We start from the raw sequence: 18,186 nt of genomic DNA, 5'->3' as shown, positions 1-18,186 counted from the left end.
CCCACTGCGACAGGTGGATTCGCCCCATCACTTCGCGATCACCCGATCACCCGATCACCCGATCACCCACCAGCCATCGACTTCTTGCACCGGTACCGGGTCCAGCGCCTCGATATGTCGCCACCGCCAACTGGCTGGCGGCGATGCTGCCTGCTCTCAAGTACTTTTCGGCGGTCAGGGCGATGCTGAGAGATCTCACGCCTGACCTCATGAAGTGGACCCCTCGAAGGAGGGGCTGCCAGAGCTTGCGGGTGTGAGATGACATGATACTGTTAACAGTTGACGATACTGAGTGCACGGAGACCGATATGGACTCGACCAAGGATCGGATTGGCCAGCGACGCTCCAGTACGCTGACGTCCATTGCCCGCGATGCCATCGAGCAGTTGATCATTTCTGGCGAGCTGTCCGCCGGCGACCGTATCAACGAGAGTGCGTTGGCCGCCAGGTTTGATATCAGTCGCGGACCGATTCGCGAGGCGTGCCGCAGTCTCGAGTACGCTGGTCTGATCCGCAATGTCGCCAATCACGGCGCCTACGTACGCGAAATGAGTCTGGACGAAGCCCGCGAACTGTACGAGGTGCGGCGTGCCTTGACCGCTCTGGTAGGGGAGCTGCTGGTCGAGCGGGCCACCCAGGAGGTGATCGAAGAACTGGAGGCTCTGGTTGACAGAATGGGCGAGGCCGCCGAGCGCGAGGATCTCGATGACTACTACCAGCTCAACTTGCGTTTCCACGACGCCATGATGACCCACACTGGCAATAGTGCTCTGGCTCGTTACTATGACGACACGATCAAGCAGCTGCACTTGTTCCGTCGTCGCGGATTGGTGCAACGCGGCAACCTGAAGGCTTCGAACGCCGAGCACGTGACGATCGTCAGGGCGATCTCGGCACGTGACGCTGATGGGGCGTCCAGGGCACTGCGTGATCACGTGATGGCCGGATGGCGTCGGATGGAGGAGGCACTCGCTGCGGCCCCGGACGACGATCGACAGGCTTGACGCCTGAGACGTCGACCGGCCCCTTTTCGTTCTTGTTCCTTCTGATTGGCGTATCGCCAGCGAGTCAGTGGCGTCGCGATTGGAACGTCTGACCAACGCCATCTGCCAGTACGACACGCAGACAGCGCTTCGTGGTGTCTAGCTTCACGCCTCGGTCCGAGTGATGCGTGCGTCAAAGGCGCAGGTGGCATCGCTTCGACCAGCGGGGCTCGCTGAGTCGATGCTCCTTTACCCACCAATCCGCATAAGCAGTAGACCAACGTCTACTTAATGGGACGTGATCCGCTCTGCTAGTTTACAGGCTGTAAACTGTTAACAGTTTACAATGCACCTCCAGACGCAGCAGGTCATGCAGTGACTTCTCAACAACGACTCCAAAGGAGAACCACCATGCGCCATTGGTTCACGATCCGCATGCTGGCGGTAGGCATCGCCACGAGCCCCCTCGCCATGCTCTCCGCCTCCGCCTTGGCGGCGGACGACTTCCCTGTCGATCCGATAGAGATTGCCGTACACACCTCGCCCGGTGGCGGCACCGATACCACTGCCAGAATGGTGGCCCTGTCGACCCAGGAGCAACTCGACAGCAATGTCTTCGTCCAGAACAAGAAGGGCGGCGGAGGCTCCGTGGCGATGAGCTATGTCAGTGGCAAGCCAGCAGACGGCTATACCCTCATGGCCATCACTCCGACCCATCTGTTCACCATGCTGCGCGGCAATGCCCCGATCGGTATCGATGACATTCGTGGCGTAGTTCGGGCGACCGACGACCCGATCATCGTCATGGTTCGCGGCGACAGCGATTACGCCTCCATCGATGATCTGATCGAGGCTGGGCGGTCCGGCACGATCAAGTGGGGCGGAACCCAGATTGGCGGTGTCGACCATATCGCCGCCATGAGCTTCGCCAACGAGGCCGACATCAGGGTTTCCTACGTACCGTTCGATAGTGGTGCGGAGTTTGCCGCCGCCCTGTCTCGCGGTGATATCGACGCCGCCGGTCTCAATATCTCGGAAACCCAGGACCAGATTGCCGATGGAGAATTCCGTCCTCTGGCGGTGATGGCCGACGAGCGCATGGGGGCCCTGCCGGAGGTGCCGACCTTGGCCGAAAACGGCATGGACGTGTCCTTCTCCACCGTTCGCGGCTACGTGGTGCTCAAGGACACCCCCCAGGAGCGCGTCGACGCGCTGGAACAGGCCATGCTCGATGGCATGCAGAGCGAGCGCTATCAGGAGTATCTCGACGGCATTGGCCTGGATAGCGCCAGCGTCGCCGGTAGCGAGGCCTGGGACCAGCAGATCCGCCGCATGTACGAGGCGGGCAAGGTCACCATGACTGACCTGGGGCTGCTCCAGTGAATCGTCAGGCTGGACGCGGGGCAGGGCTGAAACCAGGGCTGAAAACAGGGCATGAGACAGGGAGCGTCTCGGCTGCCATCGATGGGGTCGTTTCCCCAGGCCCGGCTTCGGTCCAGGCCCACGGGGCATCAACATCAAGAAGGAGTCGCACATGATTCGTCACTGGCGAGATCTGCTTCCCGGGTGCGCCCTGCTGGTACTGGCCGGCGGGCTGTACCTGATCACTACCGACTTCGACAGCGTACCTCCGTCCTTCGCCCAAGGCATGCAGGCGGCAGACATGCCACAGCTGATCCTGGGAGTGATCGCCGTGCTTGCGTTGGTGATGATCATCCAGGGGCGGGGCCACGAGGAAGAAACCAAGCCGGTCATCTCCTGGCGCATGTGGACCACTGCGCTGGTGCTGCTGGTATCGGTATTCCTGTTCGGTGTGCTCGGCCTGACCCTGACCACCGTGCTGACCTGCCTGGCCATCCCGTTGCTGTGGGGTGAGCGGCGTCGGTTGGCCGTGGCGATCTACGCCATCGGCGTGCCGGCGTGCATCTACCTGCTGTTTACCCACGCCTTGCAGCTCAGATTGCCCCAGGGCGTGCTGAGCCCCTGGCTGTCCTGAACAAGGAGACGACCATGGATCCTATTCTAACGGGGCTTGGCATCCTCACCGACCCGGTCTCACTCGGTGTCATCCTGCTTGGCACCATCATCGGTGTGCTGGTAGGAGCGCTGCCGGGATTGAGCTCATCGATGGCGGTGGCCCTGCTGCTGCCCTTCACCATCTATCTGGAGCCAGTACCGGCGATATCGATGCTGGCGGCGCTCTACTGCGCCGGTACCTTCGGTGGTTCCATCACCGCTATTCTGATCAACGCCCCCGGCGCTCCGCCTGCCGCCGCCACCGCCTTTGACGGTTTTCCCATGGCGCAGCGGGGCGAGGCCGGTCGCGCACTTGGCATGGCGGCGGTATCCAGCGTCATCGGCGGCATCATCTCCTTGATCGTGATGGTGCTGGCGGCCCCGGCGCTGGCCCGAATCGCCCACTCCTTCGGCCCACCTGAGTACTTCGCGCTGGCAATCTTCGGGCTGTCGATGCTGGCCTCGATCAGCGGCAAGTCGCCGGTCAAGAACCTGATCGGCGGGGCTCTGGGGCTGTTGATCGCCACCGTCGGGGTAGACCTGACCACCGGCGTCGAGCGCTTTACCTTCGGCGTGCCGGAGCTCTACGAAGGCATCAGCTTCATTCCTATCCTGATTGGCCTGTTCGCGGTGTCGGAGCTGTTGTCCCAGTCCGACATCATCGACCGGGCCAAGGAGCGCATCTCGCTCACCGCCATCAAACTGCCGTCCCGGGAAGACTTCAAGCGGGTGTGGAAGACCATTCTGCGCTCGTCCGGTATCGGCACCTTCATCGGTATCCTGCCGGCGGAGGGCAGCACCATGGCGGCCATGATCGGCTACAACGAGGCGCGCCGCTGGTCGAAGAACGGCGACAAGTTCGGTACCGGCGAGATCGAAGGCATCGCAGGCCCGGAGGCGGCCAACAACGCCGCCACCGGTGGCTCCATGGTGCCTACCCTGGCGCTTGGCATCCCTGGCTCAGCCACGGCGGCGGTGATTCTCGGTGGCCTGCAGATTCACGGCATTCGCCCGGGCAGCTATCTGTTCGAGAACCAGCCCCACCTGCTGTACTCGATCTTTGCCGCCATGCTGGTGGCCAACCTGGTCTTTCTGGTCTTCGGGCTGGCCGGCGCCAAGCTGTTCTCCCGCATTTCGCTGATCCCGCGCACCTTCCTGTGGCCGGCGGTGTTTGCGCTGTGCGTGGTGGGCGCCTACGGCGTCAACCAGAGCCTGGTCGACGTCACCATCATGCTGATTGCCGGCTTCATCGGCTTCTGGCTCAAGCGCTACGGCTTCGGCGCGGCGCCGATCATCATGGGTGTGGTGCTGGGCTCGCTGGTGGAGAACTCTCTGGCCCAGTCGCTGATCATCTTCGATCAGGACGCAAGCCGCTTCCTCGAGCGTCCGGTGGCCCTGCTGTTCTTCGTGCTGGCCGCACTGAGCATCTTCTACAAGCCATTGTCCGGTGCAGTGCGTCGTGTACGCAGTGGCCCGAGTACGACCCCGGGAGGTGAATGACATGACCGGGCCCAGGACAGAACCCTTGTCGGGACGTGTAGCGCTGGTTACCGGCGGCAGCCGGAATATCGGTCGTGCGGTGGCACTGGGACTCGCCGAGCAGGGTGCCGATGTGGTGATCATTGCCAGTCATCACGGCCAGGCGATGGATGACACCCTTGCCGAGATCGAGGCACTGGGACGTCAGGGACTGGGTTTGGCCGCCGATATTGCCGACCCCGAAGCCGTCGATGCCGCCGTGGCAAGCGTCGGTGAGCGCTTCGGCCGGCTCGATAGCCTGGTGTGCTGCGCCGCCATTCGTCCCCATCAACCCTTCGCCGAGCTGACCTTCGATGACTGGCGTCGGGTCATGGCGGTCAACCTTGACGGGCCTTTTCTTGCCGCCAGGGCCTGCCTGCCGCTGCTGCTGGCCTCCGACCAGGCCGCCATTGTCACCTTCGGTGGCGTCAGCGCTCATCTGGGTGCCGCCGAACGGGCCAACGTGATCGCCTCGAAGATGGGTGTGGTGGGGCTGACCCGGGCGCTGGCGGTGGAATACGGCGAGCGCGGCGTCACCGCCAACTGCATCGTACCGGGACAGATCGATACCGAACGGACGGCAGGCTCGCCGCCGCCCAGGTTGAGTGGCGGCAAGGGGCCGCTGGTTGGCCGACTGGGCAAGCCCGAGGAGGTGGCCGCGCTGGTGTGTCATCTGGTCGGGCCGGCGGGGCGCTACAGCACCGGCCAGACCTTCCATCTCAACGGCGGCAGCTACCTCGGTTAAGCCATGACCATCTACCTGAAACCCGAACCCGACCAGGGCCGAATGGCGCACTGGTGGCGCAGTTTCCTGCTGCCGGCGATGGTTGCCGTCATCGGTGGCGGTAGCTGGAGCGCTCTCGGTCTGCCGCTGGGCTGGTTGCTGGGGGCGGCCATCGCCATCGGCATCTGGGCGGGGCTGGGCCTGCCGGCCCGGGCTCCCAGACCGATCCAGCGCGCCGGCCTGATGGTGGTGGGGGCAAGCGTCGGCTTGTGGGTGACACCGGAGGTGGCCCGTCAGTTGGTTGGCTGGTTGCCAATGATGCTGGCCTCCGCGGCCCTGGGGGTGACCCTGGCGATCCTGTGCACGCCGCTTTTCGCACGCCTTGCAGGGCTCGACAAGGCCACCGCCTATTTCTGTCTGCTGCCCGGCGGGGTGATCGAGATGGCCGAGATCGGCGAGGGCTACCGCGCCAACCGGGCGGCGATCGCCGCCTTGCACGCCATTCGCGTCGGGCTGATCGTCACCCTGCTGCCGTCGGTACTGCTGCTGACAAGCGGTAACGGTCAGCCGATGACACAGGCGTTCGGCTCGGGCGTCCAGCTTGGGCCGTGGTGGCTGATCGGAATGCTGGCGCTGTGTGCCCTGGCCAGTTGGGGGACCGCGCGTCTGGGCATGCCCTCGGCCTGGTTCCTGACGCCGCTGGTGGTCGCCGGCGTGTTGTCCGGCGCCGAGCTGCTGCCTGTGTCTCCGCCGCAGGTGCTGCATCTGCCCCAGTGGGTGCTGATCGCCGCCCAGGTGGTGGTGGGATTTGGCCTGGGAGCCAAGTTCCAGCGGGCCAGCTTGCTGGCCCTGCCGAGGGCTATCGCCAGCGGCATTCCGATCCTCCTGCTGATCGGTCTGATGGCGGCGGTGGCGGCGCTGCTGGTGGCCGGGATGTCGGGCTCGGAGGAGAGTCGGCAGACCCTGGTGCTCGGCTTTTCCGTGGGGGGTATGGCCGAGATGACCCTGACCGCCCAGGCCCTGGGCCAGAACGCCGCCCTGGTGGCGGGCTTTCATGCCATCCGCGCCCTGTCGGTAAACCTTTTCGCAGGGCCCTTGTGGGCTCGCTTGTCACGCCTGCCCTTGTTTCACGAATCCTCGAGCTCATGCTCACGACGATCCTGATAAGGAGACTGCGTCATGTCTGTCGCAACCAACGTCTTTGCCAAGATGCCCACCAACACCCGCATTACCGCCGAGGCTGCCGAATTCATCGAATCGGTTCGCTTCGAGGAGATTCCCGAGGAAGCGCTGCGCATCGGGACCCGCTGCGTACTGGATGGAGTGGGCCTGTTTGTCGCCGGCTCGGAGGAGCATTCGGTCCAGATCCTGGCCGAGGAGGCTGTGGAGTCCGGCGGTCGCGCCGATGCACTGGTTCTGGGACAAGGAGATGCCCGAGCGCCGGTCGCCCAGGCCGCCCGCGTCCTTGGCACCGCCGGTCACGCCCATGACTGGGACGATAGCCAGGTCAGCAAGGACCCGGCCCACATCTATGGACTGTTGACCCACCCTACCATTCCGCCGCTGAGCGCCAGCCTGGTGGTCAGCCAGCGGCTCGGCGGGGTCGATGGCAAGCGCTTCATGGAAGCCTTCCTCACCGGCTTCGAGGTGGAAAGCAAGATATCTGAATGGATGTTGCCCCAGCACTACATGCAGGGCATGCACTCAAGTGGCACCGTGGGCACCTTTGGCGCCTTCGCCAGTGCGGCCAAGCTGATGGGGCTTCGTGGCGAAACCTTGCGCCATGGCCTGGGTATCGCGGCGAGCCTGGCCGCTGGTATCCGCTGTAACTTCGGCACCATGACCAAGCCGCTGCACGTAGGCCGCGCGGCGGAAAATGGCGTGACTGCGGCACTGCTGGCAAGTCGTGGCTTTACCGCCGACCCCGAGGCGCTGGACGGCCCCTGGGGCTTCATGGCGGTGCAGGGCGGCGGCGCCAGCGAGGACAAGCTGACCCAGGGCTTCGGCAAGACCTGGTCCATCGTCGAGCCTGGGGTGTCGATCAAGCCTTACCCCTGCGGCGTGCTGACCCACCCGACCATCGACTTGATGCTACGCCTGGTGCTCGAGGCCGACGCCAGTGCTGACGATATCGAGGAGGTGATCGTCCACGCCGGCTCCAACATTCTCAATCCTATCCGCTACCCGATCGCCGCCAATCACCTCCAGGCCAAGTTCTCGTTGCCCGCCGCACTGGCGATGATTGCGCTCAACCGTCAGGCGGGCAAGGTCGAGTTCTCGGACGAGTTCGTGGCTTCCAGTGCCATGCAGGACATGCAGCGGCGCATCCGCACCGAGTTCGATGAACAGATCGAAGCCCAGGGCTTCGACAAGATGCGCTCGCGCATCACCCTGCGCCTGAAGGGGCGCGAAGACGTCAGCGGCTGGGCTGACGAGCGTTATCGTGGCGGCCCGGAAAACCCGCTGAGTGATGAAGAAGTCGAACAGAAGGTGCGTTCCTGTTGTGACGGCGTTCTCGATGAGCAGGCTCAGAGCGACCTGATCGCCGACGTGTGGAAGGTGCTGGAACTCGACGATGTCAGCGTGCTGGCGCAGCGCTTGAATGGCTGAACGTCCGGTTTGGACCCTTTGTCGTGGTAGCAAAAGACAGAAGGGGGGCTGGTTCCCCCTTCTGTCTATCGCCTGTCAGGTGTTGCACTAGTTGTTTAAATTGAGACGCCCTCCTCACTCCCCGATCACCCACCAGCCATCGACTTCCTGCACCGGGACCGGGTCCAGTGCCTCGCCCTGGGCGGGGCCGGAGATGCCTTCGCCGCTGTCGAGACGGAAGCAGGCCTGGTGGTGGGTACAGATCAACAGCTCGCCGTCGCGGCTGAGGATGTTGCTGCCGCGGCCGTCCAGCGGCAGGTACTGATGGGGGCAGGCGTTGACGTAGGCGTGTACCCGGCCATCGGCGTGGCGGGCGAGGATCAGCGGGAAGCGGCCGTTGTCGCTTTCGAGATTGAGGCAGCGGCTCTCGCCCGGGGCCAGGCTGGTCGATTCCAGCACGGCGGTCCCGGGCGGCGGTGCGCTCTTGTACTTGCGCCAGGCGTCGGTCATCGGGGGATCTCTTGGGGGAGCCGGTGAACCCGGGTGTCAGGGCTTGAAGTCCTCGGCGGCGGGAATGCGTCCGCCTAGCTGGGCGGTAATTTCTGCGGCGGTGGCGCGCACCAGCTCGCCGAGCTGGGACAGGCGTTCGTCGGGGATACGCGCCACCGGCCCGGAGACCGAGATGGCCGCCAGCGGCGTGCCCAGTTCATCGTGGATGCAGGCAGCCACGCAGTGCAGGCCGATGGCATGCTCTTCGCGGTCGCAGGCGTAGCCGCGTTCACGGATCTCGGCCATGGCGCGACGCAGCTCGGAGGGACTCGACAGGGTGTTGACGGTGACGCGGTCCAGGCCGCGTTCGGCCAGCACCCGCTCCAGGTCGTCGTCGGGCAGCCAGGCCATCAGCGCCTTGCCCACGCCCGAGGCGTGCAGCGGGGCACGTGAGCCCAGACGGGTGATCATGCGCATCATCTGGGGCGATTCGCTCTGCGCCAGGAACACCGCCGTGGTGCCTTCACGCACGCCCAGATTGGCGGTCTCGCCGGTCTCACGGGTCAGTCGGCGCAGGTAAGGACGGCTGGTGGCAACGAAGTCGCGTGCCTCGAGAAAGCTGTTGCCGATGCGAAAGGTCTTGACGTCGATGCGCCAGACGCCGAGTTCCTCATCCTGGGTGATGAAGCCCTGGCTCAGCAGGGCCTGCAGCAGGCGATGGGTCGTGGACGGTGCCAGATCGGCCTGCTCGGCGATGTCGGACAGCGCCAGGCCGCCCGGGTGCATCGCCAGCAATTCCAGCAGGTTGAGTCCCCGCACCAGCGACTGGCTGTGGCCTCCGCTGGCCTTGCCGCTGGCCGGTCGGCCGGCCGTTCTGCGCTTGCTTTCCGTCACCTTGCATCTCCTGGGTCAACCGTTTGGCACAGTCCTTAGCATACCTGTTGGCGCGGCCGCTTGTCGCGTTTGCGGAAAAGGCTTCCACAGGCGGCTCTGCCTTGGCTGAGCCTGGTCCGGCGCTCAGCGATGGCGCCAGTGGGGGGCGCGCTTGGCGACGAAGGCGTCGATGCCTTCGGCCACGTCTTCGGCCATCATGTTGGCGGCCATCACCTCGCCTGCGTAGGCGTAGGCCTGGCCCAGCGGCAGGGCTCGCTGGCGGGCCAGCATGGCCTTGCCGGTGAACAGCGCCACCTGACTCTTGGCGCGCAGGCTGTCGAGCAGCACCTCGAGACTGTCGTCGAGGGCGTCGTCCTCGGCGACCCGGTTGACCAGGCCCCACTCCAGCGCCTGGTCGGCGTCGATGAACTCACCGGTAAACAGCATCTCGGCGGCCTGCTTGGGACCGATATTGCGGGTCAGCGCCACCGCTGGGGTGGAACAGAACAGCCCGACCTTGATGCCGGAGACGGCGAAGCGCGCCGAGCGGGCGGCCACCGCCATGTCACAGCTGGCTGCCAGCTGGCAGCCGGCGGCGGTGGCAAGCCCCTGAATTCGAGCGATCACCGGCACCGGACAGTCCTGCAGGCGCTGCATGACCCGGGAGCACTGGGCGAAGAGCTGTCGATAGGCGTCCTCGTCGCCGAGCTCGCGCATCTCCTTGAGGTCATGGCCGGCGCAGAAGGCGCGGCCCTCGGCGGCGATCACCACCGCCCGCAACGAAGGATCAGGGTCGATTGCGGCAAAGGCATCATCCAGTGCGGTGAGCATGTCCCGGGACAGGGCATTGAAGCTTGCCGGGCGGTTGAGGGTCAGATGGACGACCCCACGATCATCGTGACGCACCACGGCGAGGTCACCGGTGTCAGGCTGGGCGGAAGGTGAGGCGGGCATCGTCATGGCTCCAACGAGGGAAAACTTCGCAAGCCTAGCGCGTGATGACGCCTTTTCGGGGCCTGCTTCGACCAAAGGGGAAGAGTGGCCTGGCCTCCCTGGTTGACGCCAGGGCGGCGCCAGAGCGGCGTCAGGCTAGCGACAGGGCGACGTCAGGGGCGGCTTGCTGGCGGCCAGCGTCCGTGGTCATGGCCGTGGAGGATGGCGTACATTCGCACAAGCGATCCACGACGCGAGAGGCGCATGATGCAGGACGACAGGCTGAGGCCCAGGCCGATGCAGGGCGACGTGCTGGCCACGCCGCGTAGCCGGCTGCGCCCGCTAGAGCGCTATGATCTACCTGGCTTGAGCCGACTGCTGGCCGATCCCCGGGTGATGCGTCACTCGCTCCACGGTGTGCAGGACATGGCGGGTAGCCGTCGCTTTCTCGATGCCTGTCGCGCGAGCTACGCCGACAAGGGCTTTGGCTACTGGGCGGTGGTGCACCCGGTATCGCGAGCGTTGATGGGCTTTTGCGGCTTCGATCACGAGATCCTCGACGGCGAGCGGGAGTTGGCCATCGGCTATCGTTACGCCGTGCATCATTGGGGTAGAGGGCTTGCCACCGAGGTGGCCCTGGCGGTGGTGGCCCACGCCTTTGCCATCACCGACTGCGAGTCGCTGGTGGCGGTGGTCGATCCCACCAATGTGCCGTCGAGCCGAGTGGCACAGAACGCGGGCTTCGTGTGGGAAGGGATGACGACGCTCGAGGGCCAGCGCGTGAAGGTCTACAGGCGTCATCGCTACCGTGAAGTCAGAAGCTGCTGAGCCTGGGCTGCGTCCCTGTCCTGGGGAAACGAAGCGGGCCCGCGTGGCGGGCCCGAAAGTGGCGTCATGGTGTCCTCGAGGGGACGGTGTGGCGTGTCAGACGCTGTCGCGGAAGACCCGATCGGCCTTGGGCAGTACCAGATTGAGCACGATGGCAAACAGCGCGCCGGGGATCAGCCCTGACTCGATGATGGCCTGGAGGTTGTCGCTCAGATTGGCGTAGAGCCCTTCCTGGGCCGGCAGGCCCACCGCGGCGGACAGCGAGACCCCGATGATCACCATGTTGCGCTTGTTGAAGTCGATATGGGAAAGCATCTTGATGCCGGCGCTGGCGATCATGCCGAACATGATCAGTACCGCCCCGCCCAGCACCGAATTGGGGATGCTGGAAACGATGGCGCCCAGCTTGGGGATCAGGCCCGCCAGCAGCAGGAAGGCGCCGCCGATGGCCACCACATAGCGGCTGACCACACCGGTCAGCGCCACCATGCCCACGTTCTGGCTAAAGCTGATCTGGGGGAAGGCGTTGAAGATCGCGGCGAACACACTGGACAGGCCGTCGGCCATGACCCCACCGGAGAGCTCCTTGTGGGTCGGCTCGCGGTCCATGCCGCCGGCGGTGGTGCCGACGATGTCGCCGATGGACTCGGCGCAGGTGACCACCGCCAGCAGCACCACCGGCAGGATCGCCGCCAGATGGAATTCAAGCCCGATGGTCAGCGGCACCGGCAGCGACAGCCAGTCGGCGTCACCGATGGTGGAGAAGTCGATATAGCCGAACATGGTGGCCACCACGTAACCGGTGATCAGGCCGATCAGCGGCGCCGCTTCGGACCAGATACCGCGGCCGTACTGGTGCAGACCCAGGGTCACCACCAGTACCAGCGCCCCCAGCAGCAGGTGGTGGGTGGCGCCGAAGTCGGCGGCGCCGAAGCCTCCGCCCCAGTAGGCGAAGCCTACCGGCATCAGCAGGGTGCCGAGCATGACCACGAAGGTGCCGGTGACCACCGGCGGGAACAGAAACCGGAACACCGGCAGAAACATGCCCACCAGGGCCATGGCGACCCCGCCACACAGGGCTGCGCCAAGGGCCGCCGGAAGTCCCATGCCCACGGCAATGGGAATCAGCACCGGGACGAAGCCGAAGCTGGTGCCCATGACGATGGGCAGGCGGGCGCCGATGGGGCCTATCCCCAGCGACTGCACCAGGGTGGCGACACCGGCCACGAACATCGCCGCCTGGATCATGAAGGCGGTCTGGTCCGCCGGCAGGTCGGCGGCGCCGGCGATGATGATCGGCACCGTGACGTTGCCGACAAACATCGCCAGCACGTGTTGCAGGCCCAGCGGAATGGCGCGCCCCAGGGGCGGCATGGCGTTGACGTCATGGGTCGAGCGCACAGATGCGCTTTCCAGGGTGTCCCCGGAGGAGTCGTGGGTGGGCATGGCAGGGTTTTCTCCTGTTGTCGTTGTAGCACCGGCGTCCTTGTCGGAGCGTCGGCGGCGAAACCCCGGAGACCGTGACAGGTGTCAGACCGTCTGTGCTGACTGCCGTGGCACGGCGACCGTTGTCAGGGGGCGGCAGCGTCGGCCCTGGCCCGTGGTGCCGCGCTGCGCTCGAGATCCGTTCGTCGTTCGCTGTTGTTGCCTTTTGTCTTCCCGTCGTCCTGTTCGAAGGTGTGCGTCCAGGCGCGCCCCGAGCCTCCTAGACCGCACGCCTTAGCCGCACCGCCGCCGCGTTGTGGCGGGCCATCAGCTCGCCCAGATCGACGTCGAGCGGCTGGCCGTCGGCCACCCGCCACTGGCCGGCCACCATCACTCGGTCGGCACGGTGGGCACCGCACAGCAGCAGGGCGGCCAGCGGGTTCTCGGCGCCCGAGAAGCGCGGCTCGTCCAGCCGGAACAGCGCCAGATCGGCCTGCTGGCCAACCTTCAGTCCGCCGATGTCGCTGCGCCCCAGACAACGCGCGGAGCCTTCGGTGGCCCAGCGGATGACGTCCTGGTGACGTACCTGGCTGGGCGAGTAGCGCAGGCGGCCGATCAGCATCGCCTGGCGCATCTCCTCGGCCAGGTTGGAGTGATCCGCCGAGGCCGAGCCGTCCACCGCCAGGCCTACCGGGCAGCCGGCGGCCTCGAGTTCCAGGGTGCGGCACATGCCAGAGCCCAGCACCATGTTGGATGAGGGGCAGTGGGCGATGCCGGTGCCGGCTTGGCCGAGGCGGGCGACCTCGTCGTCGTTGAAGTGGATGCCGTGGGCCAGCCAGGTGCGATCGCTGAGCCAGCCGGTGGCCTCGAGGTAGTCCAGCGGTCGCATCCCGAACAGCTTCTGACAGTACTGCGTCTCGTCCTCGGTTTCTGCCAGGTGGGTGTGCAGGCGCACGTCCTTCTGCTCGGCCAGACGAGCGCTGTCGACCATCAGCTCACGGCTGACCGAGAAAGGCGAGCAGGGCGCCAGCGCCAGGGTCACCATGGCGCCCTCGCCGCGCTGATGGTAGGTGTCGATCAGACGGGTGCTCTCGTCGAGGATGGTCGCCTCGTCCTGCACCACCGACTGGGGCGGCAGCCCGCCCTGCTCGCGCCCCACGCTCATCGAGCCGCGGGTCAGGGCGGCGCGCACGCCGAGCCGACGCGCGGTCTCCACCTGGACGTCGATGGCGTGCTCGAGCGCGCCGGAGAACACGTAGTGATGGTCGGCCACGGTGGTACAGCCGCTCATCAGCAGCTCCACCATGGCCAGCTCACTGGCCAGCGCCAGCTGGGCCTCGTCGAGGTTGGCCCAGACGTCGTAAAGGGTGGTGAGCCAGGGAAACAGCTCCTTGTTGAGCGCCGGCGAGTAGGCCCGGGTCAGGGTCTGGTAGAAGTGGTGGTGGGTGTTGACCAGGCCCGGCAGCAGCACGTGGCGGGAGGCATCGAAGGTCTGCTCGACGCGGGGTCGGGGCGTCTGGCCGGCGGCCACGGCTTCGATGATTCGGCCGTCCTGAACGACGACACCACCGGCCGCGTCGGGGGCGCTGGCGGCCAGTGGATGCTTGATCCAAGTGACGGGGGGATGTGAGCTCATGCAGTTCTCCTGGGTTGGCTTCGCCGAGCGAAGGGTTACCCAAGCATCGTGCCCTGCTCCCGACGCCGTCCCTTGGTCAAGGAGGGCGAGGGCTCGTCGCGTAGCGGATACCTGGTTCAGGTGCCTTCAGAAACAGCCGCCGAGGGCGGTGAGCGTCATCAGTTTCACGGTTCACGCTGCACCGATATCGAGCGGCCTGTGTACCATTGTGGTGCGCAATATATGACCGTTATTGTGTACAAAATGGCCGTGACGTCAGGGCTTGTCAAGTGCCCCTCTGCTTCAGGGCCTGGCGGCCTCGCGGGCGGCCCGACGCCGGCTCAGACGATCCCCGAACAGGTAGGCACCCAGCGCCACCAGAATCAGTAGCGCGCCCAGCAGCATCGAAGGTGAAGGGGTTTCCTGATTGAGCAGCATGCCGAGGGTCAGCGCCAGCACCGGGGTGATCAGGGTCACCAGGGCGACGCTGGCGGCGTGCAGCCGAGACAGGATCAGGTAGTAGCAGAGAAAGCCGATCAGCGAGCCGAACAGCGCAAGGTATAGCACCGCCCACAGCCCACGGGGGCTGAGTGGAATCATCAGCGGTTCGCAGCTGGCGAGCCATAACACCAGAAAGCAGGGCATGGAGCCGGCCAGCGCCCCCACGGTCTGTTGCAAGGGGTCGAGCCCGGCGGCCACACGCTGCACGGCGATGCCGCTGGCGCTGAACAGGGTCACCGCCGACAGCATCATGGCCAGTGCCAGCACCTGGGCGCCGCCGCCGAGCGTCAGGCTGTCGGCGAACACCACCGCCAGCCCCGCCACCCCCAGGCCGCAGCCGATCCAGTGCCAGCGCCTGAGCCGGGTGCTGCCGGGCAGGGCCTGGAGGATGAAGCCGGAGATCAACGGCGCCATGCCGAACATCACCGACAGCAGGCCCGAGGGCAGAAACTGGGAGGCGTGGTAGCTCAGCGCCATGGCGCCGAACACCCCCGGCACCGCGGCGGCGTAGCTGGCAAGGGCGCGGCGATCGAGGCGGACGCCGCGCCTCAGCACCAGCAGGATCAGAGCGCCGGCGATCAGCGCCAGGCCCATGCGCAGCATCACGCTGCCGATGGGGGCGCCGGCCTCGGCGCTCCACTTGATGGCCAGCGGGGTGGAGGCCCACACCAGCACCACGATCAGATAGGCCAGTCCGGTTGGCATCGTGCATCCTTTGAAGAGGTCATCGGGAAGACGCTCAGGATAGGCGTTTTCTTGCTGTGCCACAGGCTTTTGGGTGTCGGCTTTTGAGGGGCGCGAACGGGGCGCGACCGTTAAGCGAGTAAAAAGGCCTGCGAGTAAAAAGGCGCCGCCCTCCCGAAGGAGAGCGGCGCCTCATCGTCATCCCGAGCGCGATAGCTGCCGCGCGGGATAGCTCGCCGCATGCAGGCGCTACGTCCGCCGCTCAGTCGGCGTAGTTGGTCTCGGAGTACAGCACCCGGGTGCGCAGGGTGTGGTTCACCTCGCGCAGGGCTTCGAGCGCCTGGCCGCCGTAGGCCTTGTCGACGTCGATGACCACGTAGCCGACCTTTTCATTGGTCTGCAGGTACTGGCCGGAGATGTTGATGTCGTTTTCCGACAGTACCCGGTTGATCTCGGACATCACGCCGGGCACGTTCTCGTGGATGTGCAGCAGGCGGTGCTTGTCCGGGTGGGCCGGCAGTGCCACCTCGGGGAAGTTGACCGAGGTGATGCTGGTGCCGTTGTCGGAGAAGGTCACCAGCTTCTCGGACACCTCGACGCCGATGTTCTCCTGGGCTTCCAGGGTGGAACCGCCGATGTGCGGGGTGAGGATGACATTCTCGAGGCCACGCAGCGGGCTTTCGAACTCGTCGGCGTTGCCCTTGGGCTCCACCGGGAAGACGTCGATGGCGGCGCCGTTGAGTCGGCCTTCCTTGATCGCCTCGGCCAGGGCCTCGATCACTACCACGCTGCCACGGGCGGCGTTGATCAGGATGGCGCCGGGCTTCATCAGGCTGATCTGCTCCTCGCCGATCATCCAGCGGGTGGACGGCAGGTCGGGCACGTGCAGGCTTACCACGTCGGAGCGGGCGAGCAGCTCCTCGAGGCTGGCGACCTGGCGCGAGTTGCCCATGGCCAGCTTGGTGATGACGTCGTAGTAGATGACGTCGAAGCCGAGCGCCTCGGCCAGCACCGACAATTGCGAGCCGATGCTGCCGTAGCCGACGATGCCGAGGGTCTTGCCGCGGGCCTCGTGGCTGTTCTTGGCGCTCTTCAGCCAGCCGCCCTGGTGGGCACGGGCGTTCTTCTCGGGAATCCCGCGCAGCAGCATGATGGCCTCGGCCAGCACCAGCTCCGCCACCGAGCGGGTGTTGGAGTAGGGGGCGTTGAACACCGGAATGCCGCGCACCAGCGCCGCCGTGAGATCGACCTGATTGGTACCGATGCAGAAGCAACCGACCGCCACCAGCTTCTCGGCCGCCGCGAACACCCGCTCGGTGAGCTGGGTGCGGGAGCGAATGCCGATGAAGTGAACATCACGGATCTTCTCGATCAGCGACTCTTCGTCGAGCGAGGTCGGCATATGCTCGATATTGGTGTATCCGGCGTTGAGAAAATTGTCCACTGCACTCTGGTGGACGCCCTCGAGCAGCAGGATCTTGATCTTGCTCTTGTCCAGGGACGTTTTGGCCATGGTCGAATCAACCTCTTGGAGTTGGCGGCAGCCAGCGGCTGTGTGGTGGGGCAGGCGAAAAATCAGGGTCCATAGAGTACCACAGAGCGGCATTTTCACGTTGAAAATCCTTGCACCGCAGCATGAGCCATCTGCATGTACCGCCGTCCTTCCGAGGGGCGCTTCACGGGCCGCGGATAAGGGCCAGGGCAGACGACCCCGGGGGGAGAGCGTGTATACTGTCGCCCTTTGGGGAAAGGCCGGACATCGTCAGCGAGCCTGCGTTTCCCGGGTGGCCCATCGTCGGCCGTGAACTCGCAATCTCGGGTCAGCCTTTGACCCGCCGCCTGGAGGGGCGCATGGCAACGCAGGACCGCCAGCCAACACAGAAAGATGACGAGTCGCTCGACTTCGCCTCGGCCATGACCCAGCTGGAGACACTGGTCGAGCGCCTGGAGTCCGGCGAGCTGACGCTGGAGGAGTCGCTCAAGGCCTTCGAGCAGGGCGTGGCCTTGACGCGGGATGCCCAGAAGCGGCTCGACGAGGCCGAACTCAAGGTGCGCAGCCTGACGGAGAACGCCGACGGTGGCATGCAGCTGTCGCCTTTTGATATCGGGGAGGAACCGGGTGAACGCTGACACCATGCTGGCCCGCTTGGCCGCAGACCGGGCGCGGGTAGACCGCTGCCTCGAGGGGCTGTTCGAACAGCGCCACGTCGTCGAACCCCGGCTCGAGGCGGCGATGCGCCACGGCCTGCTGGTCGGAGGAAAGCGCCTGCGTCCCATCCTGGTCTACGCCGCAGGGCGTGCGCTGGGAGCCGACGACGACGAGCTGGATATCCCCGCCGCCGCGATCGAGCTGATCCACGCCTACTCGCTGGTCCACGATGACCTGCCGGCGATGGACGACGACGACCTGCGACGTGGCCAGCCCACGGTGCACAAGGCCTTCGACGAGGCCTCGGCGATTCTCGCCGGTGACGCCCTGCAGACGCTGGCGTTCGAGCTGCTGGCGAGCTCTCGCTCGCCCCGCCTGGGCGCCCTGGTGGCGACCCTGGCCAAGGCGTCTGGTCGCGACGGCATGGCCGCCGGCCAGGCGCTGGATCTGGCGGTGGTGGGCGAACGTCCCGACCTGGCGATGCTGGAAACCATGCACCGCCACAAGACCGGTGCACTGATTCGCGCCGCGGTTCGCCTCGGTGGACTGGTGGCGGTGGCCGAGGACGATTCGCGTCTGGGGGCGTTGGACACCTATGCTGCGGCCATGGGCCTGGCGTTTCAGGTGCATGACGACGTGCTGGACGTCACCGGCGACACCGATACCCTCGGCAAGACCTCGGGGGCCGACGCGGCCCGCGACAAGCCGACCTATCCCGCCCTGCTCGGGCTTGACGGCGCCCGAGCCAAGGCCGGTGCGCTGATCGACGAGGCACTCGACGCCATCGCCCCGCTGGGCGAGGCGGCGGCGCCTCTGGCCGGGCTTGCCCGCTACATGATCGAGCGCGATCACTGACGAC

17 protein-coding genes are annotated in these 18,186 nt (G+C 65.8%); 10 read left to right on the top strand and 7 right to left on the bottom strand.

From position 1 onward, the window contains the following. Positions 1-308: 308 nt before the first annotated feature. The 7 genes from NFH97_RS08120 to NFH97_RS08090 all read left to right on the top strand — a co-directional run bounded on the left by NFH97_RS08120 (position 309) and on the right by NFH97_RS08090 (position 7,851). Positions 309-1,004, top strand: a complete 696-nt coding sequence (locus NFH97_RS08120) for a GntR family transcriptional regulator (protein WP_349624651.1) — start codon at positions 309-311, stop codon at positions 1,002-1,004. Positions 1,005-1,394: 390 nt separating this feature from the next. Continuing rightward, positions 1,395-2,366, top strand: a complete 972-nt coding sequence (locus NFH97_RS08115; protein ID WP_108449459.1) for a Bug family tripartite tricarboxylate transporter substrate binding protein — start codon at positions 1,395-1,397, stop codon at positions 2,364-2,366. A 151-nt stretch (positions 2,367-2,517) separates the two neighbouring features. Further along, positions 2,518-2,979 (top strand): tripartite tricarboxylate transporter TctB family protein, encoded by a 462-nt coding sequence (locus tag NFH97_RS08110; RefSeq protein WP_108449460.1) that lies wholly within the window; start codon positions 2,518-2,520, stop codon positions 2,977-2,979. Positions 2,980-2,993: 14 nt separating this feature from the next. After that, a complete protein-coding gene (locus tag NFH97_RS08105) occupies positions 2,994-4,499 on the top strand; it encodes a tripartite tricarboxylate transporter permease (protein ID WP_108449461.1) in 1,506 nt (501 codons plus the stop codon). A gap of 25 nt (positions 4,500-4,524) precedes the next feature. Next, positions 4,525-5,262 carry an SDR family NAD(P)-dependent oxidoreductase gene (locus tag NFH97_RS08100; protein WP_349624650.1) on the top strand — a complete coding sequence of 246 codons (738 nt, stop codon included), beginning with the start codon at positions 4,525-4,527 and terminating at the stop codon, positions 5,260-5,262. 3 nt (positions 5,263-5,265) lie between these two features. Beyond that, complete coding sequence (locus NFH97_RS08095; protein WP_348827383.1) at positions 5,266-6,405, top strand: AbrB family transcriptional regulator; 1,140 nt, start codon at positions 5,266-5,268, stop codon at positions 6,403-6,405. 15 nt (positions 6,406-6,420) lie between these two features. Next, positions 6,421-7,851 (top strand): MmgE/PrpD family protein, encoded by a 1,431-nt coding sequence (locus NFH97_RS08090; protein ID WP_348827384.1) that lies wholly within the window; start codon positions 6,421-6,423, stop codon positions 7,849-7,851. Between the two features lie 114 nt (positions 7,852-7,965). Here the strand turns inward: NFH97_RS08090 and NFH97_RS08085 are convergent, their stop codons facing one another. The 3 genes from NFH97_RS08085 to NFH97_RS08075 form a co-directional block, all read right to left on the bottom strand. After that, on the bottom strand, positions 7,966-8,340 hold the full coding sequence (locus NFH97_RS08085) for a Rieske (2Fe-2S) protein (protein WP_349624649.1): 375 nt from the start codon (positions 8,338-8,340) through the stop codon (positions 7,966-7,968). 36 nt (positions 8,341-8,376) lie between these two features. Then, positions 8,377-9,213 carry an IclR family transcriptional regulator gene (locus NFH97_RS08080; RefSeq protein WP_108131892.1) on the bottom strand — a complete coding sequence of 279 codons (837 nt, stop codon included), beginning with the start codon at positions 9,211-9,213 and terminating at the stop codon, positions 8,377-8,379. A 123-nt stretch (positions 9,214-9,336) separates the two neighbouring features. Then, positions 9,337-10,146 carry an enoyl-CoA hydratase gene (locus tag NFH97_RS08075; protein WP_045993886.1) on the bottom strand — a complete coding sequence of 270 codons (810 nt, stop codon included), beginning with the start codon at positions 10,144-10,146 and terminating at the stop codon, positions 9,337-9,339. Positions 10,147-10,389: 243 nt separating this feature from the next. On the opposite strand from NFH97_RS08075, the gene NFH97_RS08070 reads away from it, so the two are divergent. Then, positions 10,390-10,953 carry a GNAT family N-acetyltransferase gene (locus NFH97_RS08070; RefSeq protein ID WP_162816504.1) on the top strand — a complete coding sequence of 188 codons (564 nt, stop codon included), beginning with the start codon at positions 10,390-10,392 and terminating at the stop codon, positions 10,951-10,953. A gap of 96 nt (positions 10,954-11,049) precedes the next feature. Here the strand turns inward: NFH97_RS08070 and NFH97_RS08065 are convergent, their stop codons facing one another. The 4 genes from NFH97_RS08065 to serA form a co-directional block, all read right to left on the bottom strand. Continuing rightward, positions 11,050-12,399 carry a uracil-xanthine permease family protein gene (locus NFH97_RS08065; protein ID WP_052704445.1) on the bottom strand — a complete coding sequence of 450 codons (1,350 nt, stop codon included), beginning with the start codon at positions 12,397-12,399 and terminating at the stop codon, positions 11,050-11,052. 259 nt (positions 12,400-12,658) lie between these two features. After that, positions 12,659-14,014: an 8-oxoguanine deaminase gene (locus NFH97_RS08060; RefSeq protein WP_349624648.1), complete on the bottom strand. Its 1,356-nt coding sequence runs from the start codon at positions 14,012-14,014 to the stop codon at positions 12,659-12,661. Positions 14,015-14,296: 282 nt separating this feature from the next. Continuing rightward, a complete protein-coding gene (locus tag NFH97_RS08055) occupies positions 14,297-15,199 on the bottom strand; it encodes a DMT family transporter (protein WP_306169226.1) in 903 nt (300 codons plus the stop codon). Positions 15,200-15,440: 241 nt separating this feature from the next. Next, positions 15,441-16,691 (bottom strand): phosphoglycerate dehydrogenase, encoded by a 1,251-nt coding sequence (serA, locus tag NFH97_RS08050; protein ID WP_108449470.1) that lies wholly within the window; start codon positions 16,689-16,691, stop codon positions 15,441-15,443. Positions 16,692-17,029: 338 nt separating this feature from the next. Between serA and NFH97_RS08045 the strand changes: the two genes are divergently transcribed. Then, the gene (locus NFH97_RS08045) at positions 17,030-17,308 is read left to right on the top strand and encodes an exodeoxyribonuclease VII small subunit (protein WP_045993891.1); all 279 of its coding nucleotides are present in this window, start codon (positions 17,030-17,032) and stop codon (positions 17,306-17,308) included. Positions 17,309-17,312: 4 nt separating this feature from the next. Continuing rightward, positions 17,313-18,182 carry a (2E,6E)-farnesyl diphosphate synthase gene (ispA, locus tag NFH97_RS08040; protein WP_045993952.1) on the top strand — a complete coding sequence of 290 codons (870 nt, stop codon included), beginning with the start codon at positions 17,313-17,315 and terminating at the stop codon, positions 18,180-18,182. Positions 18,183-18,186: the final 4 nt, after the last annotated feature.

This window comes from Halomonas sp. SCS19, assembly GCF_040147015.1.
Classification (GTDB): Bacteria; Pseudomonadota; Gammaproteobacteria; order Pseudomonadales; family Halomonadaceae; genus Halomonas; species Halomonas litopenaei.
This window is presented reverse-complemented; position numbering and strand designations above follow the sequence as displayed.

What these genes read in the sequence shown, in the direction of transcription:
- NFH97_RS08060 (WP_349624648.1), bottom strand. Translation starts at nt 14,014, where the DNA reads ATGAGCTCACATCCCCCCGTCACTTGGATCAAGCATCCACTGGCCGCC.
- NFH97_RS08045 (WP_045993891.1), top strand. Translation starts at nt 17,030, where the DNA reads ATGGCAACGCAGGACCGCCAGCCAACACAGAAAGATGACGAGTCGCTC.
- NFH97_RS08055 (WP_306169226.1), bottom strand. Translation starts at nt 15,199, where the DNA reads ATGCCAACCGGACTGGCCTATCTGATCGTGGTGCTGGTGTGGGCCTCC.
- NFH97_RS08095 (WP_348827383.1), top strand. Translation starts at nt 5,266, where the DNA reads ATGACCATCTACCTGAAACCCGAACCCGACCAGGGCCGAATGGCGCAC.
- NFH97_RS08115 (WP_108449459.1), top strand. Translation starts at nt 1,395, where the DNA reads ATGCGCCATTGGTTCACGATCCGCATGCTGGCGGTAGGCATCGCCACG.
- NFH97_RS08085 (WP_349624649.1), bottom strand. Translation starts at nt 8,340, where the DNA reads ATGACCGACGCCTGGCGCAAGTACAAGAGCGCACCGCCGCCCGGGACC.
- NFH97_RS08105 (WP_108449461.1), top strand. Translation starts at nt 2,994, where the DNA reads ATGGATCCTATTCTAACGGGGCTTGGCATCCTCACCGACCCGGTCTCA.
- ispA (WP_045993952.1), top strand. Translation starts at nt 17,313, where the DNA reads ATGCTGGCCCGCTTGGCCGCAGACCGGGCGCGGGTAGACCGCTGCCTC.
- NFH97_RS08070 (WP_162816504.1), top strand. Translation starts at nt 10,390, where the DNA reads ATGATGCAGGACGACAGGCTGAGGCCCAGGCCGATGCAGGGCGACGTG.
- NFH97_RS08065 (WP_052704445.1), bottom strand. Translation starts at nt 12,399, where the DNA reads ATGCCCACCCACGACTCCTCCGGGGACACCCTGGAAAGCGCATCTGTG.
- NFH97_RS08120 (WP_349624651.1), top strand. Translation starts at nt 309, where the DNA reads ATGGACTCGACCAAGGATCGGATTGGCCAGCGACGCTCCAGTACGCTG.
- serA (WP_108449470.1), bottom strand. Translation starts at nt 16,691, where the DNA reads ATGGCCAAAACGTCCCTGGACAAGAGCAAGATCAAGATCCTGCTGCTC.
- NFH97_RS08110 (WP_108449460.1), top strand. Translation starts at nt 2,518, where the DNA reads ATGATTCGTCACTGGCGAGATCTGCTTCCCGGGTGCGCCCTGCTGGTA.
- NFH97_RS08090 (WP_348827384.1), top strand. Translation starts at nt 6,421, where the DNA reads ATGTCTGTCGCAACCAACGTCTTTGCCAAGATGCCCACCAACACCCGC.
- NFH97_RS08075 (WP_045993886.1), bottom strand. Translation starts at nt 10,146, where the DNA reads ATGCCCGCCTCACCTTCCGCCCAGCCTGACACCGGTGACCTCGCCGTG.